This window comes from Dokdonia sp. Asnod3-C12 (genome assembly GCF_045063975.1).
Lineage (GTDB): Bacteria > Bacteroidota > Bacteroidia > Flavobacteriales > Flavobacteriaceae > Dokdonia.
Genome location: NZ_JBEFNY010000003.1, coordinates 1910530 through 1937236 on the forward strand (window position 1 = coordinate 1910530; position 26707 = coordinate 1937236).

General features: G+C 37.2%; 21 protein-coding genes. 13 read left to right on the forward strand and 8 right to left on the reverse strand.

What is annotated here, in order from left to right:
* Positions 1-3 precede the first annotated feature (3 nt).
* From ACJJVW_RS08770 to ACJJVW_RS08780, 3 genes are all read right to left on the reverse strand, one after another.
* The gene (locus ACJJVW_RS08770) at positions 4-678 is read right to left on the reverse strand and encodes a DUF6089 family protein (RefSeq protein ID WP_405251359.1); all 675 of its coding nucleotides are present in this window, start codon (positions 676-678) and stop codon (positions 4-6) included.
* A gap of 155 nt (positions 679-833) precedes the next feature.
* Complete coding sequence (locus ACJJVW_RS08775; protein ID WP_405251360.1) at positions 834-1718, reverse strand: NAD kinase; 885 nt, start codon at positions 1716-1718, stop codon at positions 834-836.
* A 6-nt stretch (positions 1719-1724) separates the two neighbouring features.
* Positions 1725-2381, reverse strand: a complete 657-nt coding sequence (locus tag ACJJVW_RS08780) for a CBS domain-containing protein (protein WP_405251361.1) — start codon at positions 2379-2381, stop codon at positions 1725-1727.
* Positions 2382-2459: 78 nt separating this feature from the next.
* On the opposite strand from ACJJVW_RS08780, the gene ACJJVW_RS08785 reads away from it, so the two are divergent.
* The 8 genes from ACJJVW_RS08785 (at position 2460) to clpX (ending at position 10834) form a co-directional block, all read left to right on the forward strand.
* Positions 2460-3173, forward strand: a complete 714-nt coding sequence (locus ACJJVW_RS08785; protein WP_298322497.1) for a pyridoxine 5'-phosphate synthase — start codon at positions 2460-2462, stop codon at positions 3171-3173.
* A gap of 3 nt (positions 3174-3176) precedes the next feature.
* Positions 3177-3941, forward strand: coding sequence for an alpha/beta fold hydrolase (locus tag ACJJVW_RS08790; RefSeq protein WP_405251362.1), 765 nt, complete (start codon positions 3177-3179; stop codon positions 3939-3941).
* A gap of 129 nt (positions 3942-4070) precedes the next feature.
* Entirely contained in the window at positions 4071-5342 is a 1272-nt protein-coding gene (locus ACJJVW_RS08795; RefSeq protein WP_405251363.1) for an OmpP1/FadL family transporter, read from the forward strand.
* Between the two features lie 11 nt (positions 5343-5353).
* Positions 5354-6940 (forward strand): G-D-S-L family lipolytic protein, encoded by a 1587-nt coding sequence (locus ACJJVW_RS08800; protein WP_405251365.1) that lies wholly within the window; start codon positions 5354-5356, stop codon positions 6938-6940.
* A gap of 103 nt (positions 6941-7043) precedes the next feature.
* Positions 7044-7394 (forward strand): phage holin family protein, encoded by a 351-nt coding sequence (locus ACJJVW_RS08805; protein ID WP_108877774.1) that lies wholly within the window; start codon positions 7044-7046, stop codon positions 7392-7394.
* Between the two features lie 71 nt (positions 7395-7465).
* A complete protein-coding gene (gene tig, locus ACJJVW_RS08810; protein ID WP_298322484.1) occupies positions 7466-8788 on the forward strand; it encodes a trigger factor in 1323 nt (440 codons plus the stop codon).
* A gap of 87 nt (positions 8789-8875) precedes the next feature.
* Positions 8876-9550: an ATP-dependent Clp endopeptidase proteolytic subunit ClpP gene (clpP, locus tag ACJJVW_RS08815; RefSeq protein ID WP_013750316.1), complete on the forward strand. Its 675-nt coding sequence runs from the start codon at positions 8876-8878 to the stop codon at positions 9548-9550.
* Between the two features lie 51 nt (positions 9551-9601).
* Positions 9602-10834 (forward strand): ATP-dependent Clp protease ATP-binding subunit ClpX, encoded by a 1233-nt coding sequence (gene clpX, locus ACJJVW_RS08820; protein WP_013750315.1) that lies wholly within the window; start codon positions 9602-9604, stop codon positions 10832-10834.
* 197 nt (positions 10835-11031) lie between these two features.
* Here clpX and ACJJVW_RS08825 read toward each other — a convergent pair whose 3' ends face one another.
* Positions 11032-12543 (reverse strand): GH3 auxin-responsive promoter family protein, encoded by a 1512-nt coding sequence (locus ACJJVW_RS08825; RefSeq protein ID WP_405251368.1) that lies wholly within the window; start codon positions 12541-12543, stop codon positions 11032-11034.
* 101 nt (positions 12544-12644) lie between these two features.
* On the opposite strand from ACJJVW_RS08825, the gene ACJJVW_RS08830 reads away from it, so the two are divergent.
* Positions 12645-13442 (forward strand): DUF2797 domain-containing protein, encoded by a 798-nt coding sequence (locus ACJJVW_RS08830; protein WP_405251369.1) that lies wholly within the window; start codon positions 12645-12647, stop codon positions 13440-13442.
* Here ACJJVW_RS08830 and ACJJVW_RS08835 read toward each other — a convergent pair.
* Positions 13439-14053 carry a LysE family translocator gene (locus ACJJVW_RS08835; RefSeq protein WP_405251370.1) on the reverse strand — a complete coding sequence of 205 codons (615 nt, stop codon included), beginning with the start codon at positions 14051-14053 and terminating at the stop codon, positions 13439-13441. The two genes, ACJJVW_RS08830 and ACJJVW_RS08835, sit on opposite strands and share 4 nt — an antisense overlap.
* A 51-nt stretch (positions 14054-14104) precedes the next feature.
* Complete coding sequence (locus tag ACJJVW_RS08840) at positions 14105-14734, reverse strand: LysE family transporter (RefSeq protein WP_405251372.1); 630 nt, start codon at positions 14732-14734, stop codon at positions 14105-14107.
* Between the two features lie 164 nt (positions 14735-14898).
* Here ACJJVW_RS08840 and der point away from each other — a divergent pair, with 164 nt between their 5' ends.
* From der to ACJJVW_RS08860, 4 genes are all read left to right on the forward strand, one after another.
* Positions 14899-16206: a ribosome biogenesis GTPase Der gene (gene der / locus ACJJVW_RS08845; protein ID WP_298322457.1), complete on the forward strand. Its 1308-nt coding sequence runs from the start codon at positions 14899-14901 to the stop codon at positions 16204-16206.
* A gap of 431 nt (positions 16207-16637) precedes the next feature.
* Positions 16638-19418 (forward strand): outer membrane beta-barrel protein, encoded by a 2781-nt coding sequence (locus ACJJVW_RS08850; protein ID WP_405251373.1) that lies wholly within the window; start codon positions 16638-16640, stop codon positions 19416-19418.
* 82 nt (positions 19419-19500) lie between these two features.
* Positions 19501-20418: a patatin family protein gene (locus ACJJVW_RS08855; RefSeq protein ID WP_298322451.1), complete on the forward strand. Its 918-nt coding sequence runs from the start codon at positions 19501-19503 to the stop codon at positions 20416-20418.
* A gap of 108 nt (positions 20419-20526) precedes the next feature.
* A complete protein-coding gene (locus tag ACJJVW_RS08860; RefSeq protein ID WP_298322448.1) occupies positions 20527-23178 on the forward strand; it encodes a DUF3857 domain-containing protein in 2652 nt (883 codons plus the stop codon).
* 6 nt (positions 23179-23184) lie between these two features.
* Here ACJJVW_RS08860 and ACJJVW_RS08865 read toward each other — a convergent pair whose 3' ends face one another.
* Together ACJJVW_RS08865 and ACJJVW_RS08870 are read right to left on the reverse strand one after the other, a co-directional pair.
* The gene (locus tag ACJJVW_RS08865) at positions 23185-25866 is read right to left on the reverse strand and encodes an AsmA-like C-terminal region-containing protein (RefSeq protein ID WP_298322445.1); all 2682 of its coding nucleotides are present in this window, start codon (positions 25864-25866) and stop codon (positions 23185-23187) included.
* A 108-nt stretch (positions 25867-25974) separates the two neighbouring features.
* Positions 25975-26688 (reverse strand): queuosine precursor transporter, encoded by a 714-nt coding sequence (locus tag ACJJVW_RS08870; RefSeq protein WP_298322442.1) that lies wholly within the window; start codon positions 26686-26688, stop codon positions 25975-25977.
* Between the last annotated feature and the right edge of the window lie 19 nt (positions 26689-26707).

Below are 26707 nucleotides of genomic sequence, written 5' to 3' on the forward strand. Positions count from 1 at the left end.
TTCTTAAAATCCGCAATAACAAGGTCTGCGGCCAAAGGTAAAACTCACGGTCAGTCCCGTAAATACATACCAATCATTATTATTTTTATTTCCTAAACTTAAAGCCTCTTCTCCTGCTGGATCGCTGCCATCTATATTATCTGTAAATGTGTAACGAGCACCACCTTCTAAGGCTATGACCATTGCACTATTTACTGCTATTTTATATCCTAATACAATTGGAATCGCTACATCTAGTGCGTTTCCACTTGCTGTCACACCATCTATGTTTGATATGTTTTCTTGATTAAAAACAGTAAGACCAGTATATAAATACGGTGCGTTTGCATTACGATCTTTAAACATGTCAAATTCCCAAAACGTATACTCCAATCCTAATGAAATTTCCTGAAGACTATTAGTAAAGGATAATCCTCTACTTTGTCTTCTTGCCTCATGACTATCCTCGTCATTTCCTTCTAGCTCTGTAAATAGGGCTGTAAATCTAAAGGAATGTCTTGAACTTCTATTCCACTTCAAAATAGCTCCAAAAACAGGCTTGTTAGGAGAAAAGTATCTAGTAGAGCCTATGTCACTTACAACATTAGATCCGCCTATAAACCCTCCTATTTCATAAGTCTGAGCTTGCGTTTCAGTATTCCAAAAAATGGCGATCAATAAAATCGTCAGGTACTTCATATGGTGTTAAAAGTTTGCAAATATAACAATTCTGTGTTGGTACTAGCAATTAGGGATTGCTAAGATGCTGTGGGTTAGTTTACGCTTTCGCGAAAGCGTACTCAAATACATGCTGGTAACCCCTACAGAAAACACATTAAATGCATAAATATTGTCTAGTTTCTTTTGTCCTCTCCCCAAAGGAGCTTGCGACGAAGTGTTTTTAAAAAACTATCTCCTTCTAAACGTATGAGGCTTATTTGAAATGGTGCCTTTTGCAAAGTTATAATAGTCTCATTATCTAAGGTTGCTATGCGGGAATCCAGCGAAATCAAATGTTGCTCTTCTCTTCCAGAAACGCTAAGTTCTATCACTGTGTTATCAGGGATAACTAGTGGTCGTGCGTTTAAGTTATGCGGAGCTATAGGTGTGAGTATAAGGCTCGAGGTGTGCGGCGTTATTACCGGACCACCGCAGCTAAGCGAGTATCCAGTGGAGCCTGTAGGGGTGGCAACAATAAGTCCATCTGCCCAGTAGTTTGTTAAGTCTTCACCATCGAGCTTAGTCTTTACCGAAATCATGGAAGTAGTGTTTTTTCTACTCACAGCAATCTCGTTAAGAGCAAAGTTAAGCTCTCCTATTTCTTCTGAGGCTTTGCTAGTTGTAATCTGCAACAAACTCCTTTTAGAGATGCTGTATTTTCCAGTTAATATTTTATCAATAGAGGCTTTAATTTCATTTTTCTTGATGGTTGCTAGAAAACCTAGTCGCCCAGTATTTATTCCTACTATAGGGATGTTGAGATCTCTAACGTAGGTTACAGTCTTTAGTATGGTTCCATCACCTCCTATACTTACAAAAAGGTCGTAACTGTTGTCTAATTCTTTGAAGGTGGAGAAGTGATTATAGTCTTTTTCAATAGTGTCATTCTCATGTATGAGTTTGAGAAAATTCTTTTCTATAATGACTTCTATCTGTTTTTTGTCAAGAATATCAAGAAGCTGCTGAATGTATTGTCCCGCTTCTTTATGATAAAACTGACCGTAAATACCAATTTTCATAATTTATTAGATGTTAAGGTATTTTTCTAGGTATTGAGAGCGCTCTCTTAAGTCTGTAAGAAAAGTGTCTTCATGGTGGCTAGACACCACATTATAGCTATATCTTCTAAAGGCTGCGAGAATATCATTAAAATTTGATCTGCCTATTTTTACTGAAATTTCGGCAACGTCATTTTCTATTCTAGAGATAAACATACCCCAGATTTTCCCATCATTAGACTCTACAATCTGGCTTATCTCACTAAATGAGTAATCTTGGATTCCTTTTTCTATAATTACCACACTTCCTGGCTCACTTATAAAAGGAGTGCTGTTAAAGAAGCTCATTACGTCTTCTAGCTCGTAGTAGCCTAGATAAGTGTTTTTTTCATCTAGCACTGGCATCATATTGCAGCCGTGTCGTGCAAAAGTCTCGAGTACATCTAGCCAGTTTGTATCATAACGCACAAAAAACTGCTCATACCCATGGCTGTATTCGCTTATAGGAATACCTGCATCTAGGCAATGTGTGTCATTTTCAGGTAGTGACCCTACGTAAACACCGTCCCTTTCGATAGGGACATGAGAGTAGGTAGTTTGACTAAAAATAGACTGTACTTCTCCTATATTCTGCTTTTCAGAAACTGGAGAAATATCATTTATAATGAAATCTGTTAACGTCATACTGCAAAATAATGAAAAAATAACCGCCTAGCAGCGGTCTCTTTGTATTTTTGTGATATCAAATAATACCATATTGCTATGACAAAATTAAGTGTAAACATAAATAAGGTTGCCACATTGCGTAACGCAAGAGGAGGTAATGTTCCAGATCTATTAAAAGTAGCGAGTGACCTAGAGAAAATGGGTGCTCAAGGAATAACTATTCATCCTCGACCAGATGAGCGTCATATAAGGTATCAAGATGCGAGAGATCTTGTAGATGTAGTTACTACAGAGTTTAATATAGAAGGAAATCCTATCCAGAAGTTTATAGACCTAGTTCTCGAGACTAAGCCTACGCAAGTTACCCTAGTTCCAGATGCTGTAGATGCTATTACAAGTAATGCTGGCTGGGATACTATAAAGCACAAAAGTTTCTTGCAAGAAGTAATTCAAGAGTTTAAAGATGCGGGAATTCGTACCTCGATTTTTGTAGATCCAGTACTAGAAATGGTAGAAGGAGCTAAAGAAACTGGCGCAGACCGCATCGAGCTCTATACGGAGTCGTATGCAGATGGTTATGTTCTTAATAAGGAAGAAGCTATAAAGCCATTTATCGCTGCTGCTTTTCACGCAAGTGATTTAGGAATTGGGATTAATGCTGGGCACGATTTGTCACTAGATAATATTGAATATTTTCATAATAGCATTCCAGACTTACTAGAGGTGTCTATAGGTCATGCGTTGATGGCGGAGTCTTTATATCTAGGTTTTGAAACAGTGGTGGCTTCTTATCTCAAAAAACTTCAATAGTTTATGTTGCATTCTAATATCATAGGAGAAGGTGAACCGCTTATAATATTACACGGTTTTCTAGGAATGGGTGATAACTGGAAAACGCTTGCAAAGCAATTTGCAGGAGACGGTTTTCAAGTGCATCTTATAGATCAACGTAATCATGGTCGTAGTTTCCATAGTGATGCTTTTAGCTATGAGTTAATGGTAGAAGATCTCAAGTCTTATTGTGTAGAAAATGGACTAGAAGAATTCTATTTGCTTGGACACTCAATGGGAGGTAAGGTGGCTATGCTTTATGCTACCACCTATCCAGATATGGTAAAGAAATTGATCATAGCAGATATAGGTGTAAAAGAATATCCACAGCATCATCAGATCATTCTTGAAGGATTAACTGCCTTGTCAAACGACGCACAAGCAGTGACGAGTCGTTCAGGAGCAGATGATTTTCTTTCAAAATATATTACAGATGACGGGACTAGAATGTTCTTGCTTAAAAATCTTTATTGGAAAGAAAAGGGTGTGCTAGGTTTTAGAATGAATCTCAAGGCGCTTATTGAAAACATAGAACAAATAGGGAAGGCGCTTCCGGAGGGATCTTCATACGAAGGAGAGGTGCTTTTTTTAAGGGGAGACAAGTCAAATTATATTCTTGATGAGGATGAAAAAGGTCTTTATAACGCTTTCGCGAAAGCAAAATTAAGCACTATTTCAAATGCTGGACATTGGCTTCACGCAGAAAATCCTAAAGATTTTTATAAAGAAGTGATAAATTTTTTATAACATTGTTTCAGCAAATTTACTATGTATGCATAGTAAATTGGTAATAAAACTATCAATCCCTTATAAATACTGTATTTTTGAGGATAGATTTTTAAGAATAACACATTTCCCTTAACCTTAAATTAAATTATGAAAAAAGTATTAAGTGTCGTTGTGCTACTACTCGTATGTGCTGTAACGTATGCCGGTGGATACCGTGTAAGCTTACAAGGACAACGCGGTCTAGCGATGGGTCACACTGGTGTGGCAATGGTTAATAATGCAGAGATTGCATTTTTTAACCCAGGAGGTCTAGTTCATCTAGAAGGAAAATTAAATATAGCCGTAGGAGGTTTTGGTGTATTCTCTGATGTAAAGTTCCAGAACGCTGAGTTTGGACAAACTTCACAAACAGAGAGTCCTACAGGAACGCCTTTGTATCTATATGCAAGTTATAACGTGAGTGAAAAACTAGCAGTAGGTCTAGCTGTGTATACTCCTTATGGAAGTAGTGTAGAGTATCCTACAGACTGGTCTGGATCGCACCTTGTTAATAATATCGATCTGTCGGCCATTTTTGTACAACCTATGGTTTCTGTAAAATTACTTGAAGATTTAAGTATTGGAGGAGGGCCTATCCTAGCTATTGGAGGGGTTAACTTTAATCGTAACCTATCTCGTAACCTTACAGATATTGATGGTAATCGCTCTAATGTTACGATTGATTCACAAGGACTCACCGCTTTTGGTTTTTCTGTAGGAGCTTTGATTACTCCTAATGATCAGTGGTCTTTTGGTGTGAACTACAGATCTAGAATCGATATTGACGTAGAGCAAGGCGATGGAGATGCAGTATTCTCAAATGTGCCTAACTCTCCACTTGCTCCTATTGCAAATGGAACTTATGACTTCACTGCAACTTTACCATTACCAGCTGAGTGGACAGTAGGGGTTTCTTACAAGCCATCAGATAAGTGGACACTTAACTTTGACTGGAACTATGCAGAGTGGGATGCTTATGAAGCATTAGATATTATGTTCCTTAATACAGATGGTTCTCTTGCATTAGAGTCTATTAACCCTCGTAACTATAAAAATGCTTCAAGTTACCGTCTAGGTGCTCAGTTTGATGTAAGTTCTAAATTTGTTCTTCGTGGAGGTGCTTACTTTGATGAGTCTCCGGTACAAGATGGTTTCTTTGCTCCAGAAACTCCACGTAACGATTCTTACGGATTTACAGGAGGATTTACTTATAATGTAACAGATAAGTTAGCGATTGACGCTTCTTTCCTTTACTTGACATTTAAGGAAATTGATGCTTCTTACGATTCTTATGTAGAAGGTGGAGAGCGTGTTCCTTTTGGAGGGACTTACAAATCAAGTGCGTTTGCACCAGGTTTAGGTCTTAGTTATAAATTATAAAAATAGCATTGATGAAAAAATATTTCAATTATATAGCACTTCCGGCACTTGCACTTGGGCTCGTTGCATGTGAGCCAGAATTTGACAACGATATTACAGAGAATCAGGATTTTTACACTAGTGGTAGTGCTGATTTCTCAAGCTACGTTTCTGTAGGAAACTCTCTTACTGCAGGTTTTGCAGATGGAGCTTTGTACATCACAGGTCAAGAAAACTCTTATCCTAACATTATGGCGCAGCAGTTTGCGCTTGCAGGAGGAGGTAGTTTCTCTCAACCACTAGTAAGCGATAACCTTGGTGGGCTTACTTTAGGAGGTATGCAAATTGCTGAAAATCGTTTTGTACTTGCTACAGACGCAGAAGGTAATCCAGGACCTGCACGTCTTGCGGGAACTCCTACTACAGAGGTTTCAAATATTGTTGCGGGACCATTTAATAACGTAGGCGTGCCAGGAGCAAAAAGTTTTCACCTTGTAGCACCAGGTTATGGTAATGTTGCTGGTGTAGCTACAGGTCAAGCAAACCCTTATTTTGCTCGTTTTGCTAGTTCAGCAAATACAACAGTTATGGCAGAAGCAGTTGCTGCAAATCCTACATTTTTCTCTTTATGGATAGGTAATAACGACATCTTGGGTTTTGCAACATCAGGTGGAGCAGGAGCAGATCAAGCAGGAAATTTAGATCCATCTACTTATGGACCTAATGACATCACAGATCCTAATGTATTTGCAAGTGTATACTCTCAAGAGGTTGCGGCACTTACAAGCACGGGGGCACAAGGTGCATTGATAAACATTCCAGATGTAACTTCTATTCCTTTCTTTACAACGGTTCCTTCTCAAGCAATACCGCTAGATGAGGAAACAGCAGCAACACTTAACGCTAGTTTTGCAGCTTATAACACACAAGTATTGCCAGGACTTGCTTCTTTTGGTGTTATTACAGCAGAAGAAGCTGCTGCTCGCCAAATTAACTTTAGTGCAGGAGCAAACTTTATCACAATTCAAGATGAAGATTTAACTGATATTTCAACTATTGTTCAAGGAGCGCCTTTTAACTTAGATCCTATTACAGCTGCTTTATTATCTCAGTTACGTCAAACTACAAATGATGATTTGATTCCACTTACAACTGCTGGAGTTTTAGGAACTATAGATGAGGCTTATGTTGGATTCTTAGTCTCTCAAGGTCTTCCTGTAGAACAAGCTGGTTTACTAGCTATAAACGGTGTGTCTAGACCATTACAAGATCAGTTTGTACTTACTACGCAAGAGCAGGCATTAGTAACTGCAGCACAAACTCAATATAATGCAACTATCCAGGCACTAGCCAGTGCTAACGGACTTGCTTATGTAGATGCTAGAACTGCGCTGCAAAATGTAGCAAATGGTGGTGTGGCTTTTAGTGGGGGTATTCTGTCTTCACAATTTGTGACAGGAGGTGCATTCTCACTAGATGGAGTACATCCATCACCTAGAGGTTATGCTTTTACTGCAAATGCTGTTATCAGTGCCATTAATAATACATATGGATCAACGATTCCAGGTGTAGATATAGGTGACTATGCTACGGTAACAATAAGCAATGATGTAAACTAGAATACGTTTACTACTAATATGTAAAAAGCGCCTTTTTAAAGGGCGCTTTTTTTATGTGTAAATTTGCGCTTTCGCGAAAGCGTAACCCTTAAAACTCAATCTTATGAAATCTATAATCAAAATTTTATTAACAGCCGTTGCGGTAGTGGTGCTTTCGAAGCTGCTTCCAGGTGTTGCTGTAGATGGTTTTGTGACGGCGATTATTGTCGCTATAATACTAGCATTACTTAAATTTATCGTGAGACCTATACTAGTCATACTTACATTACCAGTGACGATTTTGACCTTTGGATTGTTCCTTTTTATCATCAATGCTTTCATAATCTTGATAGCAGATTACTTTATAGGAGGCTTTTCGGTGAGTGGTATTTGGGTGGCATTACTGTTTAGTATCCTGCTTAGTATTTTTCAAAGTATATTGTTTTCACTTATTAAAGACGACAGCAAGAGCTAGTTAAGCACATCTTAAAAGATTGTTGTACTCGTAAAAATATTGTATTTTTGCGCCCTCAAAATTACATCATAATGAATATTACAAAAGAGCAAATAGACGACCTGAACGCAGTAGTAAAGGTAGAAATCGTTAAAGAAGATTATAACGAGAAAGTAGAGTCTATCCTTAAAAACTACCGTAAAACGGCAAATATTCCTGGTTTTAGAAAAGGTCATGTCCCTATGGGAATGATTAAAAAGCAGTATGGAACAGCAGTGAGAGTTGATGAGGTAAATAAAATACTTCAAGAGGCTTTAGGTAAGTTTTTACAGGAAGAAAAGCTAGATGTGTTAGGTAATCCACTTCCTAAAAATCAAGAAGGTTTTGATTGGGATGCAGACGACTATAATTTTGAATTTGAATTAGGAATGGCTCCTAAGTTTGATGTAAATCTTACTCCTAAGAAAGCCGTTACAAGTTATAAAATCAAAGTAGATGACAAGATGGTAGATAGCCAGGTCACTACCATAAGAAAGCAATACGGTACGCTAGTTTCTCAAACTGAAGTAGCAAAGGATAGTGAAATCACTGGTACTTTTGTAAACGAAGAAGCGGGAATTGATAACCAAGCGACTTTTGAAATAGAGCAAGTAAAAGGAAAGAAGAATGTAGATGCATTAGTAGGAGCAAAGCCTGGTGATGTAATTACGTTAAAAACTAAAAGTTTATTTTCTGAGCCAGGAACTTACCAGGCGGCTTTAAAGATCTCTGAAGATCAAGCAAAAGAAATGAATGCAGAAGTTACCTTTACACTAGCCGAAACAAATAAGCGTGAGCAAGCAGACCTTGATCAAGAGCTTTTTGATAAGTTATTTGGTAAGGATGTTGTAAAAAGTACAACAGAGCTTAAAGAGAAGATTAAAGAAGATGGTGAGCGCCAGTTTGTACAACAGAGCGATCAACAACTTATGAATGACGTTACTGAGCGTCTTATAGATGAAACTAAGTTTGACCTTCCTTCAGACTTTCTTGCTAGATGGATAAAATCTAGTGGTGAGAAGCCTATGACAGATGAGGAGGCAAAAGAAGAGTTTACTCGTTCTGAAAAAGGTTTAAGATGGCAGCTTATAGAAGGGAAAGTAGTTACAGATAATAAACTTCAAGTAACTTTTGAAGAATTAAAAGACTACGCAAAAGATATGATCAAAGGGCAAATGATGCAGTATGGTCAAATGAACCCTGAAGATAAAGAACTTGAAGATATCGCAGCACGTATACTTGGTAATCAAGAAGAAGTAAAGCGCTTATCTGAGCAGTTTATGAATGTAAAAATGCTTGCATTCTTTAAAGAAAATGTAAAACTTAAGGAGAAGGAAGTAACCTTTGACGAATTTGTTAAGGAAGTTTACAATTAGAATACTTCCTATATAATAAGTATCTTTAAAGCGTTTTACTTGTATTAGTAAAACGCTTTTTTTTAAAATATATATTGCTATAAAAATATGGATTACGGAAAAGAATTTAAAGATTTTGCAATCAAAGATCAGGGTGTAAACTCTAATTATTACGATAAAATTATTACGAGTATGTTGCCACAAGGCCTTACTCCTAATATCATTGAAGAGCGCCAGATGAACATAGCTATCTTTGATGTATTCTCTCGTTTAATGATGGATCGCATCATTTTCTTGGGAACAGGAATTAATGATCAGGTTGCAAATATTGTACAGGCACAGTTACTATTTTTAGAAAGTACAGATGCAAATAAGGATATTCAGATTTACATCAACTCTCCAGGAGGAAGTGTGTATGCTGGTCTAGGTATTTATGATACAATGCAGTTTATTAAACCAGACGTTGCTACCATCTGTACAGGTATGGCAGCATCTATGGGAGCTGTATTACTTTGTGCAGGAGCAAAAGGTAAGCGTAGTGGTTTACCACATAGCCGTGTGATGATTCACCAGCCTATGGGTGGAGCACAAGGTCAAGCATCAGATATCGAGATTACTGCAAAGGAAATCTTGACACTTAAAAAGGAACTTTACGATATTATCGCAAAGCATTCTGGTCAAGACTACGATAAAGTATATAACGATAGTGATCGTGATTACTGGATGAAAGCAGATAAAGCGCTTGAGTATGGTATGATAGATGAAATATTGAAGAGAGACTAATGAGGTTTATGCTTTCGCGAAAGCGTATAATATCTCAAAACAGTAAATAAAATGGCAAAGGAAGATTTAGAATGTTCATTTTGTGGTAGAAAAAAACCAGAGACTAGCTTACTAATTGCTGGGCTTGACGCGCACATCTGTGATAGATGTATTGAGCAAGCACATGGTATTGTGATAGAAGAGTCTAAGGATGTTGCTACAAATGATCTTGAAGGAGAGCTTAAGTTAAGAAAGCCACAAGAGATTAAAGAGTTTCTTGATGGGTACGTTATAGGTCAAGAATTTACAAAAAGAGTAATGTCTGTAGCGGTATACAACCACTACAAGCGATTATTACAGCCTGCGACAGATGATGATATAGAGATCCAGAAGAGTAACATCGTGATGGTGGGACAAACAGGAACTGGTAAAACACTTATAGCAAAGACAATTGCTCGTATGCTTAATGTGCCTCTTGCTATTGTAGATGCTACAGTGCTTACAGAAGCAGGTTATGTAGGTGAGGATGTTGAAAGTATTTTGACACGTCTTCTACAAGCAGCCGACTATAATCTTGAAAAAGCACAGAGAGGAATCGTTTTTATAGATGAGATAGATAAGATCGCTCGTAAGAGTGATAATCCATCTATTACTCGTGATGTGAGTGGAGAAGGTGTGCAACAAGCGTTATTAAAACTATTAGAAGGTACCGTAGTAAACGTACCGCCTAAGGGAGGACGTAAGCATCCAGATCAAAAGTTTATCGAGGTAGATACAGAAAATATCTTATTTATCGCTGGAGGAGCTTTTGATGGTATTGAGCGTCACATTTCTAAGCGTTTAAATATGCAAGCAATGGGGTTTGTGGCTAGTAAAAGTGAAGATGTAGTAGAGAAAGATAATATGCTTAAATATATTATTCCTAAGGATCTTAAAGATTTCGGTCTTATCCCAGAAATCATAGGTCGTCTGCCAGTATTGACACACATGGACCCATTAGATGCTGGAACGCTAAGAGCTATCCTTACAGAGCCTAAAAATGCTATTATAAAGCAATATAAGAAGCTTTTTAGCATGGATGATATAGAGCTTACCATTACAGATGAAGCTTTGGATTATATGGTAGGTAAAGCTATTGAGTACAAACTTGGTGCAAGAGGATTGCGTAGTTTATGTGAGGCCATCCTTACAGATGCTATGTTCGACCTTCCTAGTTCTGACGAGAAATCGCTGAATGTGACTAAGACGTACGCAGAGGGTAAATTGAATAAATCTACGCTCAAAAAATTGAAAGCAGCTTCATAATAATGAGGTCACATAAATAGATTAAAAAGGCACCCTTATGAGTGCCTTTTTTTATGGTTTTGAGTTAGCATTTTAGGTTTTAAAAGGAGAATGTATTGTGGTGAGTACGCTTTCGCGAAAGCGTAAAAGACATTTAATTTTGCTTAGCGGTCGTATTTTCTAATATGAAAACCAACTTAAAAATGCCGATTGCAATGCTATGCAAGCTCAAGTAGTGCTTCTACAAAATCTCTTTTGTTTGATAATCTAGGTACTTTGTGCTGGCCACCAAGCTTGTTATTTTTTCTAAGCCAGTCATAAAATAGATTTTCTCTAGCACTATGAATCGTGGGCGCGTTTAAGGTAGTGTTATTAAAACGCTTTGCTTGATAATCACTGTTTACTTCTTGAAGTGCAAGATCCAGTTTGTGATTAAATAGTGCGATATCCTGAGGTGGATTCTTAAATTCTATAATCCACTCGTGAGCACCTTTTTCCTTTCCTTCCATGAATATAGGTGCGGCGGTATAGTCTTTTATTTCGGAGCCTGTCTCTCTAGTCGCTTTTTTAAGCGCTTCTTCTGCATTCTCAATGATAAGCTCTTCTCCAAAAACGTTGATGTGATGTTTTGTTCTACCTGTAACTTTAATTCTATAAGGGCTGGTGCTTGTAAATCTTACGGTGTCACCTATTTTATATCTCCATAAACCAGCATTTGTAGTGATAACAATCGCATAATTTACTCCTACTTCTACCTCTGTAAGCGGTATTACGTTTTGCCCAGGAGTTCCATAGGTCGTCATGGGTATAAATTCATAGAAAATACCATAATCGAGCATGAGTAGTAATTCCTTAGAGTCGTTCTGACCTTGTATGGCAAAAAAGCCTTCTGAGGCATTGTAGATCTCGTAATACTTAAAAGAATTAGACGGAATCAATTTTTGATATTGCTCCATGTAAGGATCAAAACTAACGCCTCCATGAAAGTAAACCTCAAGGTTAGGCCAGACTTCAAGTAAATTTGATGCGCCAGTAGTTTCAAGAACATTATTTAATAAAACTAGCATCCAAGAAGGAACTCCAGAGAGGCTAGTTACATCTTGGTGGATAGTCTCGTCTACAATGGCTTGCATCTTGGTTTCCCAATCACTTAGAAGTGAAACGCCATTAGTAGGCGTACTGCTGAATTCTGCCCAAAAAGGCATATTATCAATCAGTATAGCCGATAAGTCACCATAAACAGTTCCATTATCTTGATACAACTGCTTGCTGCCGCCTAGTCTTAGTCCTTTGCCAGAAAATAGCTGTGAGCCTTCGTTATTATTGAGATACATGCACAATAAATCCTTACTTGCTGCATAGTGGCATTTTTCAAGTGATTCTGGACTTACGGGAATGTACTTGCTACGAGCATTTGTTGTACCGCTACTTTGTGCAAACCATTTTATAGGAGTAGGCCACATTATGTTTGTCTCACCTTTACGGCTACGCTCTATATATTCTTGATTTTCCTCATAAGAAGTCACTGGAATGCGGTCTGCAAACTCACGATATGATTTTATAGATTTAAAGTCATAAGCTCTACCTATCTCGGTATCTTTTGCTTTCTCTATGAGTTTAGTGCGCAATTCTTCTTGAACCTCAGAGGGGTACTTCATAAAAAGCTCCATCTGGTGAATGCGTTTTTTTAAGAACCAAGAAGCAATGGAATGCACTAAGGGGATAGCCATAAAGTTGGTATATTTACACGTATATAACGGGATAGGTTATTGCTTTCGCGAAAGCTAATTTAACCTTATTTCCCCACATTTTGTAATCAAAGTTTTCTTAAATGCAATACCAAGGTGTCCTTAGAAAAATGCAAACGGAGCACACAGATCCTATAAATTACTATTTAGTAATGGATGGTGACTTCATACAAATGAATCAACTCTTAGGAAAAAGGTTGCATATAGAATTTGTAAGATACGAATGCCTCGCTTGTGGAGAAAATAAAAAGATTTTCCGTCAGGGGTATTGCTATGATGATTTTTATAAAGTTCCACAAGCTGCCGATTGGATTATGAAACCTGAGCTTTCTAAAGCGCATCTAGGTGAAGAAGAGAGGGATCTAGAGTATGAGAAGAAGGTACAATTACAGCCGCATATTGTTTACCTAGCAAACTCAAGCAATGTAAAAGTTGGAGTAACTCGTAAGACACAAGTGCCTACAAGGTGGATAGATCAAGGTGCTCATGAAGCAGTAGAAATTGTTGAAGTGCCTAATAGATACCTGGCTGGTATAACAGAACTAGCGCTTAAAGAGCATGTCTCAGATAAGACTAACTGGCGCAAGATGCTCAAAAATGATATAGAAGATGTAAGCCTAGCAGAATATCGCGATGAACTTAAAAAGTATATTCCAGAAGAAGCGCAACAGTATTTTATACCTAGCAATGAAGAAACTCATATTCATTTTCCAGTAGATAGGTATCCGGAAAAGTTAAAAACACTAAATCTTGATAAAACTCCTGCTTATGAAGGTGTATTAAAAGGAATTAAAGGGCAGTATCTCATTTTTGAAGATGACACTGTATTTAATGTGCGCAGTTGGGAAGGATATGTGGTACGTCTAGGAGTACTTTCTTAAATAACAGTCAGCTTGATAACTTGTATGCAGGCTAATATTATGAGGGTTATACCTATGTAACGATTAATGTTACTTCCTGAAGAAGATTTCTTTTTTTGAATATGAGTGCCAAATCTACTGTAGCTATAGAGTGTCACAACCTTTCCAATAAATACACCACTAAGGAATAAACCAAGCCATAATGCAGAGATAGATGCAGCGCTTGATAACCACTTGCCTATTAGAGAAAACACTAAAATCCAATAGATAAGTACAGGCGGGTTGATGACACTAAGTGTGAATCCTAGGAGGTACTTAGATGTTTTTTTTCGTTTGGACTCGGTATTTTGTTTTTTGTTAAGTGTAAAGTAAAGCCCAACAGTTGCAAGAACTGCAGCAACTAAATATTGTACCCAAAGATTCATTTCAAAAAAATCTTGCACAACCATACCAGAGGAAAATGCTATAAAGGCAAGTAATACCTCGCCTAGTCCAGCACCATAACTTATTTTTAGAGACTCACGGTGTGATTCATTTAGGGAAGTTTTAATTACAGCTAGATTTGATGCGCCAGGAGGAAGTGCTCCCAGAATGGTAGCGATAGTGCCAATGAGTAAAGCTATAAGAATCATAACCACTTAGTAGTGCGCTTTTATAAAAGCTTACTCATTATTACTCAAATATTATGTAATAAGGAGTTTGATAGCTTGTATACCACCAGCAACTATAAGAACTACTCCTATAATTTTATTAAGCGTTCCTTTAAACTTTGAAAAATTTGAAGTCATATACTCGCTAGCTCTTCCATACAAATAAAGCAGTCCAAATTTACCGGCAAAAACTCCAACTAAAAAGCATAGGATAAGTAGCCATGGAGAATTTTTATCTAAAACAACATATCTTGAGCTTATAGAAAATATAGCAGTCCAGTAAATAAACATCGGAATATTAAGTCCTCCTAGTAAGAGACCATTAATAAAACGCTTAGGTCTGCTTGATGATTCACTATCGTTTTCTGTTGTTTTTTTTATGAGAAAATAGATCCCTACAGCTATCATGATAACTATAAAAGTGATCTGTATCCACTCATGTTTTTCAAATATTCGCTTTGCAAGAACTCCAAAAGCAAGAGCAAGTCCAGCTATTATCACCTCTCCTAGCGCAGCTCCATAGGCTAGGTGAAGTCCTTTGGTGAGGCTTTTGTCACTTGTGTATTTTACAACAGCAAGATTCGTCGCGCTAGGTGGTAACGTGGCGATTATAGCTCCTATAAGTCCTATAGAAAGGGTAAGTATATATGCGATAATGATCATAGCAGTTGGCAAAGCTACGTTATAATCATATGTATAGACAAGAGTTTATCATATCCTTAGGATTCACGAAATTTACCTCCCAAAATGTTGGTTTAAAGAGAACAATCATTTAAATGCATAAGACTGTAGATTAACGCTATCTTTGCACACCTAAAAAATTTACAATGAGTACCATAGTAGCTATCGTAGGACGCCCTAATGTAGGGAAGTCTACTTTTTTTAACCGTCTAGTGCAACGTCGTGAGGCGATTGTAGATGCCGTAAGTGGAGTGACGCGTGATCGTCATTACGGAAAAACAGACTGGAACGGTCGCGAATTTACCGTTATTGACACAGGAGGATATGTAGTAGGAAGTGATGACGTTTTTGAAGCCGAAATTGATAAGCAAGTAGAACTTGCGATAGACGAGTCTGACGCTATTATCTTTATGGTAGATGTAGAGCATGGTGTGACAGGGATGGATGAAGAGGTTGCAAAACTACTTCGTAGATCAAAAAAACCTATTTTCCTTGCTGTAAATAAAGTAGATAATAATAAAAGAGCAGCAGATGCTGTTGAGTTTTATAACCTAGGATTAGGTGATTATTATACTATTGCCGCAACAAATGGTAGTGGAACAGGAGATTTACTTGATGCTGTAGTAGAAGCACTTCCGCCAAAAGTTGAGGAGGAAGAAAAAGATGAATTACCAAGATTTGCTGTAGTAGGTCGTCCTAATGCAGGAAAATCGTCTTTCATCAACGCGCTGATAGGTGAGGACAGATATATTGTAACAGATATCGCTGGTACTACTCGTGACTCAATGGATACAAAGTACAATCGCTTTGGGTTTGAGTTTAACCTTGTAGATACAGCAGGAATACGACGTAAGGCAAAAGTAAAAGAAGATCTTGAGTTTTACTCAGTAATGAGATCTGTAAGAGCTATTGAGCACGCAGATGTGATTTTACTAGTAGTAGACGCAACAAGAGGTTTTGATGGCCAAGTTCAAAATATATTTTGGCTAGCAGAGCGTAACAGAAAAGGAATCGTGATTCTTGTAAATAAGTGGGACCTTGTAGAAAAGGAGACTAACACGATGAAGAATTTTGAAAAGCACATTAGAGAACAGATAGAGCCTTTTACAGATGTGCCTATTGTATTTATCTCTGTGCTGGAGAAACAACGTATCTTCAAAGCAATTGAAACTGCTGTAAAAGTATATGAAAGCAAAACGAAGCGTATCAAAACAAGCGAACTCAATGAGTTCTTCTTGCCGCTAGTAGAAGCATTCCCGCCACCAGCAATTAAGGGTAAATATGTAAAGATTAAGTACTGTATGCAACTTCCTACACCACAACCACAATTTGCGTTGTTCTGTAACTTGCCGCAGTATCTTAAAGAAGGTTATAGAAGATTCTTAGAAAATAAACTTCGTGCAGCTTACGACTTCTCAGGAGTGCCTATTTCTATCTATTTTAGAAAAAAATAATTAAAAGTACACTTTCGTGAAAACGAAACATAATACAAAAAGCTATCAGACATCTGATAGCTTTTGTTGTTTATAATAGTTTCCTAATGGCTATTTGCAGCCTGTAATAAATCTCCCTAATATTAGCCTAGTAACCCTAGAAGCCAGAAAATAATAAAGAAGATGATGATGGTGCTTATGCAACCGCCACCTAATTTTTTTGCGCCATATGCGGCAATAAGTCCTTTGATGATTTTATTCATAATAATTGGTTTAAGGGTTAGTTACACAAACTTACACTTCTCTATTTCTAGTATGAGTTAATAATCTGTTATGAGTTGAGATTTTAAGAAGAATAACTTGTTAAATATTTACTAAATTTTAACTGTCAGCATATCATTTGGAAGTAAACATTGTTTATTTGATAGACATCAATCAATCAACCATTTATAATGCGAATTAATCAACTAGTACTACTTGCGATAGGGTTATGCTTATCTGTAGCTATGCAGGCGCAAAACTTTACAATTACTGGAACTCTTAAAGACAAAGATTCAAAGCAAACCTTAGAGGCTGCCACAGTTTTCTTAGAGACTGTTAAGGATAGCACACTCATTACTTATACCATTACAAATCAAGATGGGTTCTTTCAACTCGAAGGTCGCGCACAAGAGAAAGATGCACGTGTGAATATCTCCTTTTTGGGCTATGAGAACTTCACAAAAAATGTAGATTTAAGTACTGGTGATATAGCGCTTGGAGATATAGAGGTAGCACCTTCTACAAACAGCTTGGGCGAAGTCGTTGTAAAAAGTAGAGCTCCGGTAACCGTAAAAAAAGACACGCTAGAGTTTAATGTTTCTTCTTTTAAAACTAAGAAAGATGCAAATATAGAGGATTTGCTTAAAGAGTTGCCTGGCGTTGAGGTAGACGAGAGCGGTAAGATATTAGTAAATGGTAAAGAAGTAAATAAAATTCTAGTTAATGGTAAACCATTTTTTGGTGATGATCCTACCATTGCTACGCGCAACCTTACTAAAGAGATTGTAGAGAAAATACAAGTAGTAGATACTAAGACAGATGATGAAGCCTTTGCTGGCGAAGATGGTGATCAAGAAAGTAAGACTATCAACCTCACCATCTCCGAAGAAAAGAATAAAGGAGTCTTTGGTAGGGTGGCTGCTGGTGGCGGGACAGATAATCGTTTTGAATATGCAGGTATTGTAAATGCCTTTGATAACGAGCGACGCATCAGTGTGCTTGCTGGTGGTAACAATATCAACTCGGCTGGGTTTAGTTTTGGAGAGATAAGAAAAATGTTTGGAGGAGGAAGAAGCGTCTACTTTAACGGCAACGGAAGCTTTGGTATTGACGGCAGAAGCTTTGGTGGCGGACAAGGAATTGTAAATAGTCGTAGTGTAGGAGCAAATTACACAGATGAGTATGCAAAAGGATTTGATGCCAATATGGATTATTTCTACTCGGCTGCAAACTCTTTTGATGAGACACGTGTAGAGCGAGAGAATATTCTTCCAGATAGAAGATTCTTTACAAACAGCGATTCTCGTAATGACTCAAATTCAGATAACCATAGTATTAATACCACTATTAATATTAAAAAGGATTCTACACTACTCATTAATATAAAACCAAAGTTCTCTTTTGCAAATAGTGAGACACGCTTCCGCCGTACAGAGGAGTCACTTAATGAAGACGGTGAGAGAATCAATGAGTCGGCAACAAACAACTTAGTAACAGACGAGGGGAAGAATTTTGAAAACACCTTAAGTGTCACCAAGAAATGGGGAGACAAAGGAGCATATGTGAGGGCACGTGTACAAAACGAAATCAATAGACAAGAGAGTGAAGACTTTATAGTGTCAAACACAGAGATATTTGGCGATAACCCATCAGAAATTAATCGTAATCAGTTTACAGATGGAGAAACTAAACTTGACGGTTATAACCTCAACTTAACTTACAGAGTTCCTTTAGTTTCTAAAAAGTTATTTCTTGATGTAGATTTTGGTCACCGTAGCGACACTAGGAAGCGCAAGCGAAGCACCTTTGACTTTGATGAGGTAACACAGCAGTATAGCATCCTCAATCAAGAACTAAGTACAGACTTTGAAGGTCGCAATTCACGCACAACTCCCAAACTGGGACTTAATCTTGATGGAGAGAAACTCAATGTGAACGTGAGTGCAGGATACGTATTTCGCACCCTAGAGAATAACGACAACTTGCGCCCAGAATTAGACATCAAGCAAAATTTTGAAGCACTAGAACTTGATACGTATGTGAATTACAGGTTTAGCCCTAAAGCATCTATGTATGCAAGTTTAGGTAAGAGCAATAGACCTCCAGAAGTCACGCAACTTAATCCTTTTGTGGATGTGTCAGATCCACTTAATATTGTAGAGGGTAATCCTAACCTAGCTCCAGCAAATGATTATAATTTTTACGGAGGATTTAATAATTATGACTTTCAAAAAGGAGGCGGATGGTATGTTAATGGAAATGGAAGATTTACAAACGATGCTATTGTCCGTAAAACTAGCATAGATGACAATCTAGTAAGTCGCACTACCTATGTAAATGTAAATGGGAATTATAGCGTAGGAGCAGGAGGAGGTTATAATAAAAATGTAAAAATAGATTCCTTGCGTAGTATAAAATATGGAGGAGGTATTTATACAAACTTTGGGCGTAATGTAAATTTTAACAACGAAGTGCAATACGCTAGTAAAACGAGATCTCTAACGCCGCGTGTAAATTTCACATATACTTGGAAAAATCTGTTTGAAGTTAAACCTAGTTATAATATCTCTATCTCAAAAACTCAATTTGGTCTAGATGCTTTTGAAGATCAGGATTTTATTTCTCATAATGTTTCACTAAGCACAGCGCTGTTTGTGCCTAAAAATTGGGAGTGGCGTAACGATATTAACTATAATTATAACCCTAACATTGCATCAGATTTTCAGCGAAGTGCAGTTTTTTGGAACTCGACACTTGCTTATTCATTTGCAAAAGATCGCGCTACCGCAACCTTAAAAGTGTATGATGTACTAGATCAAAATACAAACGCAAGGCGTACTGCAAATGCAAACTTTATACAAGATGTACAGAGCACTGTACTAGAGCAATATTTTATGCTCAGTCTTAGTTGGAAATTCAACACGCTAGGTAAAAAGGGGGAAACAAATGATGGTGGGGTATTTTTCTTTTAACGCTTTCGCGAAAGCGTACCTCAACAAAACACTCATTTCTTAATTAAAAACCTTATTTTTCTAAGCTCAAAGAGAACCCACAATGCGAGCATTAGTCATTTCAGGAGGAGGAAGTAAAGGCGCTTTTGGCGGAGGCGTAGCCCAATACCTTATGCAAGAAATGGGTAAGGATTATGATATGCTGGTGGGAACCTCTACAGGCAGTTTGCTAGTGCCTCATCTTGCACTTCAAAATATTGAAAAGATAAAGGATGTGTATACTTCTGTTAATCAGAATGCAATTTTTAATGTGTGTCCATTTGTAATCAAAAAAGATAAATGGGGAGAGCAAACCATCGCTATTGATCACTGGAGTGTATTGCGTAATTTCTTAAAAGGATCTAAAACCTTTGGAGAGAGCAAAAAACTGCGCAAACTCATAGAGCGTACTTTTACTCGTGAGGATTATGCGCAGCTACAGGCTAGTGGTAAGGAAGTGCTAGTCACTGTTTCAAATCTATCTTTACATAAAACAGAGTATAAATCTAGTAACGTAGAAACCTATGAAGATTTTTGCGACTGGGTGTGGATGTCGTGTAATTATATCCCTTTTATGAGTCTTGCGACCAAAAATGGGTGCGAGTATGCAGATGGAGGTTTTGGCGCGCTAGTGCCCATTAAGGAGGCTGTAGAACGCGGCGCAACAGAGGTTGATGTAATCATTCTAGAAACAGAAGTTACTTATTACAATAACCTCCCTTCTACAAATGTATTTTCATTACTGAGTAATCTGCATGGTTTCATGATGGATCGTATAGAAAAGCAAAATATCACCATAGGTAAATATGCTGCCAATCAAAAAGAGGCAATAATTAACTTCTATTATACGCCTACAGTACTCACCACAAATTCATTGATTTTTAACAAAGAAAAGATGAAAATATGGTGGCAAAGTGGCTTTGACTATGCCAAGTATAAAAACGAAGAACTCAACGAGATTAAGGTGGATGATGAGGGGTAGGAGCATTATCCAGTATGATATAGGAAAAAAATGAACCTTAATATATTGTCATTTTGAATGGAACCGACTATATTGTAGTCTTTTACCCACAAATCAATCATCCATATCTTGCAGCATTTTCTACGATTATTACTTGTTTTATTTTCTACAATACTTTCTTCTCAAAATCCCAGCATTAAAAGTGTTCCCTCTTGGGTAATTGAAGTTTCTTATCAAGAATCTATAAAAAATGAAGAAGCAGAGAGCGGTTACTATTATCTTTTATATGATAAGCAAATCAACACTCAGCAAAAGTCAAGATATAGTAACTCTGTCGTTAAAATCATCAATGGAGAAGGTATTGGGGAGATGTCAAATTTAACTTTTGAATTCGATCCATCTTACGAGAAGCTTATTTTTCATAAAATAGATTTGATACGCGATGGTGAGCGTATTTCTAAGCTTAATTTGAGAGATATTGAGACTATACAGCGAGAATCAAACTTAGAAAAAAACTTATATGACGGCAGACTAACGAGTCTTATTAATCTTACAGATGTTCGTAAGGGAGATATTATTGATTATGCATACACGATTGTGGGGGCGAATCCAGTTTATGACGGCGGATATAGTAATAATTTCTATTTTCAATATGCGGTACCTGTAGGTAAGTTACATTATATAGTGAACGTACCTAATGATAATTCTTTTGAGTTTAAATATTTTAATGACGCTCCAGAGGCTACAATCAATATTGTCGAAAAAACGAAAGCCTATGAATGGAGTTTAGAAAATGTAACACCTAAATTTTATGACCCGAACACTCCAGTTTGGTATGATGATTATGGATTTGTACAGTTTGGGAATTACCCTTCTTGGGAAGCTGTTGTCAATCAATATAAAGAACTTTATACATTAAGTACACCTGACAAGAAAAAACTAAAACAACTCTCAGATCAACATATTAAATCTAAGACAAAAGATATTGTTCTATCAAAAGAAGATATAGCGAAGAGTCTTATAGATTTTGTGCAGGATGAGGTGAGATATTTTGGTTTTGAAGATGGTATGAATTCACATCGACCAGAATCACCTCTAAAAGTATTAGATCAACGCTATGGGGATTGTAAAGGGAAATCTTTTCTATTGAGCGAACTCTTACAGGCTAATGGCATTGAAGCATATCCCATGCTTGTGCATAGCTCTAATGGTAAAGGTCTTGATGATAAACTTCCTACTCCTAACCTGTTCAATCATTGTGTAGTTACTTACGAACTTGACGGGAAACAATTGTATATAGATCCTACTATTTCTAATCAAGGCTCTGGAATTAATGGTAAATATTTTCCAAACTATGAAAAGGGTTTAGTTTTAAAGTCAGGAGAACAAAAACTCACAACAATTGAATTTGTAGGAGAAAGTGCAATCTCAATAAGTGAATTTTACGATGTCAAAGCTATTAATGGAGGAGGTGAGTTATCTGTTGTGACAACATATAAGGGAAGTCAAGCAGATAGGGTTAGAGCAGACTTTGAGCAGCGTAGTAATGCCTCAATCCAAAAGGATTATTTACGTTTTTATAGTGCGCTCTACCCTAATATTAGAAAAGGAGATGATATAGAGACAGAGGATTTAAGAGAAACGCGTAATGAGTTTATCGTAAGAGAATCTTATGATATAGATTCTATATGGGCCACTTCTTCAGAAAATGAAAGTCTAATTTATATAGAGACTTATCCTCTACTTCTAGAAAGCTATGTTAATCCTACAACTTCCCCTGAGCGTGCAGCCCCTTATGCTATAAATTACCCCTTAGATATCGATTTTGACATTACTGTTAATTTACCTGAGGAGTGGGAGTTTGAAGATTATAAAAATACGATTGAAAGCTCGTATTTTACATATGAACAAGAGGCAAGTAACTTTGGAACTAAGTTATTGGTTTCACACAAGTATTCAAGAAAAAAAGACTTTGTAGATGCAGTTGATGTACGTAAATATATAGCTGACCATGATGAGGTTCAAGATGATCTTTCTTACTTCATTACATACGACTTTGAAGAAGCATCTGCTATTGAAAATTCTGGATTGAGTTGGATTTCTATTTTCTTGGTTTTACTCACTATTATTTTTGCGAGTTATGGTGCTTACAGACTTTATTATGAATATGATATTCCAGCTAAAGGGAATTATAAAGAAGGAAAGAGTATAGGAGGCTGGCTTATACTACTAGCAATAGGTCTAGTATTCACGCCTATTGGAATTATTGTACAGATACTGTCTGAAGAGGGCTATTATGATGCTTATACATGGTCTGCCTTATGGAATACGGAGGGACTTAGCGGAAAGCCCATGGTTTTAGTAATCGCTTTAGAGATGATTATTAATGTTGCACTTGTAATATATAGTATTGTCCTAATCATTTTGTTCTTTAAGAAAAGAACGGTAGTGCCCAAACTTATGATTATACTTTACGCTTCTATGCTTATTTTATTAATACTAGATACTGTTGCGGCAAATTTACTTGCTCCAGATCTATACTCTGCAGAAGAAAATCAAGAGTTTTTAAAGGACATCATGAAGGCTCTTTTTAGGTGCACTATTTGGATTCCATATTTTGTAATATCAAAACGTGTAAAAGAAACTTTTGTAAATAGAGGGCCCAATTATGTTGAGCCAGAGGAAATAAACAATGATATTTTAGGACAAGAGAAGGTTTATCTTTCAGAAAATGATAAGCCTTATAACAGTCTTGAAAGTAGATTTGGAAAGGATGCCTAACAATATTTAATTAACCGTATCCTTCACCGTTTCTTTTGTTGTTTTCTTTTTCCCAAAGAGACCACCTAATATTCCCGTTGCGACATCTTTAATGGCATCTTCGGCTTTTGGGGTTATGGTGGTGTTTTGAGGAGTCTGTGTGTCAGTAGTTGTACTATCTGTTGTAGTGGTATTTGGTGTTGTTTTGTTTCCACCTAATAGACCTCCTAACACATCTGTAAGTTTATCTTCTACTTTGTCTTTTGCGCGTTGCTTCTGGATCTCTATAATCTGGTTAGTAAGTGCAGTAGTAGCTGCTTTTAGATTAAGGTCTACTTTAGGCGCAGTAAAATTTCCCGAAAGGGAAACAGGTACGTCTATATGGATATTCTCTTTTTCGGCATCTGTAAGTTTTGAGAGTAATCCGCTCACGTCTCCGCCTAGGTATTTTGCAGGAAGATCGAGGTTGAGGGTGTAATTCATCTCGTTTGTAAAGCTATGTCCACCGCTTACCTGCACATTGATTCCTTTCACATTAAAATCAAATGGCTTTACAACCACCTGACCATCATTAAACGTAAGGCTCGTTTTGAGCTTGTCTAGTTTAAGGTCATCAAGGTTTATAAAATCAAGTTTTTGCGATAGGAGATTAAGAAGCGGCATTTTATCTGCATCTACATCTGCGGTCAAAATCTCTGCAAAGGCATCTCCAGTAATGGTACTAAGGATAGGGCTGAAGTTGTCATCTAGCTGTCCTTGCAATTGTATTTTTGTATTGAGAGCGCCTTGTAGAGCTTTTGCAATAGGAGCGAGTCCTTGCAGCATCTCGAGCTCCTTAAAAGAGCGGTCTATGTCTATACTACTCAAATCTACAATCATATTAAAAGTAGGAGTGCCATTACGTGTGGTGACAGATCCAGAGAGTCCTGCCGCACCACCAAAGATGCCAGAGTTAAGATTACTCAATGATGCCTGCTCATTTGCAATGGTCACACTACCCTTTGTGTTACTAAGTTCTAGCCCATCATAAATTACCTTTGCGGCATTAAAGTTTACAGAGGCATCTAGAAAATCTGGAATTTGTATAGCTGTATCGCTTGAGCTCGTGCTAGACTGATTAGTGCCAGATGTAGTTGCTGTGCTAGTTGCAAAATCATCAAGGTTGAACACCTTTGAGGTCACGTCAAAACGCCCTTTTAAATCTTCCTTAGACATTACAAACGGGATGAGGTTTTCTATAGATCCCGTTGCATTTATATCTGAAGTCCCACTTGTAGCAGCAAATGAGCTAAGCGTGATATTGCCTGTTTTAAAACTTACAGCTGCATTTTGTATAGCAATGGGATTAGGTAGTTCTGGAGTGCTGTAAGTGAAGTTACTAAGCGTAGCGTTACCAGAGCTTTTTATATTTTGATACAGCTGTTTCTCAACAGAGTTCATATCAAAACTCGTCACAATATCTGCAACAAGTCTACCTTGTAGCGGCTGGTCTAGATTAAGTGGGTAGACTTTGTCTATATTTCCTAAATCTAGCGCACCATCTAAGTCTAGATTTACAAGCATGTTACCCATCAAGTTTTTGAGCGTTCCCTTTGCGGTAAAGGTGTCTTGGTCAATCTTAAAACGTAAATCGTTTATCTCAATATAAGTAAGTTCTGTGATGCCTGTATCGTTTTTAATCTTTACATCTATATTGATGTTGTTCATTCTTTTAGGTAGGTCTGGATACTTAAAAGAAGCATTGTTAGACACAATCTCAATATCCAGATTTGGGATGTTAGTCTCCGTTGTTTTCCCTTTTATAATTCCGCTTACGCGAAAATCGCCACTCGTTTCCACCCCATCAAGATTTGCTCTGTATTCTTTAGGGATTAGGGCTAGAAAGTTTTTAAAATCTGATGAAGGCGTTTTGAACGATAAGTCCATAAGATTGCCATCTTCTAGAAGCTCTATAAAACCATTAAACTCTAGTGGGAGTTCGTTTATTTTGGCTAAGTTTTCCTTAAAAGTATACTTCTGTTTTTCAAGCTCCATTTGGATTACAGCCTCGAGGTCTAGGTCGTGCCCGTCCAAGTAATGTGTGCCACCATAATCAAAAGATACTACAGCGTGTGTCTTTGTATCTAGCACACTCTCAATAGCCGAAAAATCTCCAGAACCCGTATGGTTTACCTCTGTAAGTTCAAGGTGGGTTTGTGTAGAGCGGTCGTCATAAATTATTTTTGAGTCTACGAGGCTGTACTCTTGTAAGTTAAAAACAAAAGGTTCTGAGCTCTCTTCACTAGCGGTATCTGTAGTTGCTGTCTCTTTTACAATGTCATAATTTGCATTGCCTAAAGAATCTACTTGTACCTGTACGTTTGCTTCCAGAAGTGATAAAGCGTCTATTGCAATAGGCTCATCTGCTGTGTTTTTAAAGAGTTGGGTAACGCCCATCTCAATGCGTATTTCTTTACCACTCGCAAGTGTGTCACCAGCAAATGGTGCATTATTAATTACCGTAAAGTCGTTTACTATAACCGTAGCATCAGGAAAACTCCTAAAAAGGCTTAGATCTAGAGAAGACCATTCTACTTGAGCGTTTAGATTATTATTGATGGTTTTCTTGAGTAGGTCTTCTAGTTTTCCTCTAAAAAGGAATGGTGACGCTGCAAGCAGTATCACAACAACGAGAAGTATAATACCTGTAATTTTGAGTGCTTTTTTCATAATATTTGTTGGCTCTTTCGAGCAAGATTTTCATCCCTTTTTTATTGTACTACTTTCTTTTTAGTACGCTTTCGCGAAAGCATATCTGTAATTCTTATAAACAACCGCCTAAATAGGTAGCTTTAATTCTTCACCTTCCTCTAGTTTAAATTTCTTTCTAAATAGTCCTACACCTAGGTATAGCAATGGGGTGTCTAAAGCGGCAATAATCACTTTAAATAGAAAACCTCCTAAGAGAAGACCTCCAAACAATTGCCACTCAATGAGTCCAAAGATACAGAGTAAAGAAAGGACCGAGAATGTATCTATAAACTGAGATAAGAATGTCGAAAAATTATTTCTGAGCCAAAGGTGTTTGCCCTTAGTTATACGTTTCCAAAAGTGATAGATGTGAATATCTACGTATTGTGCTAGTAAATAGGCTATCATACTCGCAAAAACTGCCAGCGCAGTAACTCCAAAAACCTTAGTAAATAGTGTGTCATCTACAGGAGACCAGCTCGTAGCGGGTACAGCGTTACCTATATAAACGATGAGTAGTGAAAATAGAGAGGCAAAAATGCCAGCAGTGACCATCTGGTTTGCTTTTTTTCTGCCGTAAATCTCGCTTACAATATCTGTAATAAGAAAGGTGATAGGGTAGGGAAGTATCCCTACCGAAATCTCAAAAGTATAGATTCCAAAAAAGTCCCATGAAAAGAACTTTTGAAAAATTAGATTAGATACAACTAGTGCGCAGATAAAAAGAGCGCCTAAAATCACATAAATGCGATATGCAAGTTGTAAATCCTTTGTATTTAAATCCTTAGAGGGTAGTTGCATTTTCTTAATAACTTCGATT

Coding starts and splice junctions, on each gene's coding strand:
- ACJJVW_RS08770 (WP_405251359.1), bottom strand. CDS start 678: ATGAAGTACCTGACGATTTTATTGATCGCCATTTTTTGGAATACTGAA.
- ACJJVW_RS08775 (WP_405251360.1), bottom strand. CDS start 1,718: ATGAAAATTGGTATTTACGGTCAGTTTTATCATAAAGAAGCGGGACAA.
- ACJJVW_RS08780 (WP_405251361.1), bottom strand. CDS start 2,381: ATGACGTTAACAGATTTCATTATAAATGATATTTCTCCAGTTTCTGAA.
- ACJJVW_RS08785 (WP_298322497.1), top strand. CDS start 2,460: ATGACAAAATTAAGTGTAAACATAAATAAGGTTGCCACATTGCGTAAC.
- ACJJVW_RS08790 (WP_405251362.1), top strand. CDS start 3,177: ATGTTGCATTCTAATATCATAGGAGAAGGTGAACCGCTTATAATATTA.
- ACJJVW_RS08795 (WP_405251363.1), top strand. CDS start 4,071: ATGAAAAAAGTATTAAGTGTCGTTGTGCTACTACTCGTATGTGCTGTA.
- ACJJVW_RS08800 (WP_405251365.1), top strand. CDS start 5,354: ATGAAAAAATATTTCAATTATATAGCACTTCCGGCACTTGCACTTGGG.
- ACJJVW_RS08805 (WP_108877774.1), top strand. CDS start 7,044: ATGAAATCTATAATCAAAATTTTATTAACAGCCGTTGCGGTAGTGGTG.
- tig (WP_298322484.1), top strand. CDS start 7,466: ATGAATATTACAAAAGAGCAAATAGACGACCTGAACGCAGTAGTAAAG.
- clpP (WP_013750316.1), top strand. CDS start 8,876: ATGGATTACGGAAAAGAATTTAAAGATTTTGCAATCAAAGATCAGGGT.
- clpX (WP_013750315.1), top strand. CDS start 9,602: ATGGCAAAGGAAGATTTAGAATGTTCATTTTGTGGTAGAAAAAAACCA.
- ACJJVW_RS08825 (WP_405251368.1), bottom strand. CDS start 12,543: ATGGCTATCCCCTTAGTGCATTCCATTGCTTCTTGGTTCTTAAAAAAA.
- ACJJVW_RS08830 (WP_405251369.1), top strand. CDS start 12,645: ATGCAATACCAAGGTGTCCTTAGAAAAATGCAAACGGAGCACACAGAT.
- ACJJVW_RS08835 (WP_405251370.1), bottom strand. CDS start 14,053: ATGATTCTTATAGCTTTACTCATTGGCACTATCGCTACCATTCTGGGA.
- ACJJVW_RS08840 (WP_405251372.1), bottom strand. CDS start 14,734: ATGATCATTATCGCATATATACTTACCCTTTCTATAGGACTTATAGGA.
- der (WP_298322457.1), top strand. CDS start 14,899: ATGAGTACCATAGTAGCTATCGTAGGACGCCCTAATGTAGGGAAGTCT.
- ACJJVW_RS08850 (WP_405251373.1), top strand. CDS start 16,638: ATGCGAATTAATCAACTAGTACTACTTGCGATAGGGTTATGCTTATCT.
- ACJJVW_RS08855 (WP_298322451.1), top strand. CDS start 19,501: ATGCGAGCATTAGTCATTTCAGGAGGAGGAAGTAAAGGCGCTTTTGGC.
- ACJJVW_RS08865 (WP_298322445.1), bottom strand. CDS start 25,866: ATGAAAAAAGCACTCAAAATTACAGGTATTATACTTCTCGTTGTTGTG.
- ACJJVW_RS08870 (WP_298322442.1), bottom strand. CDS start 26,688: ATGCAACTACCCTCTAAGGATTTAAATACAAAGGATTTACAACTTGCA.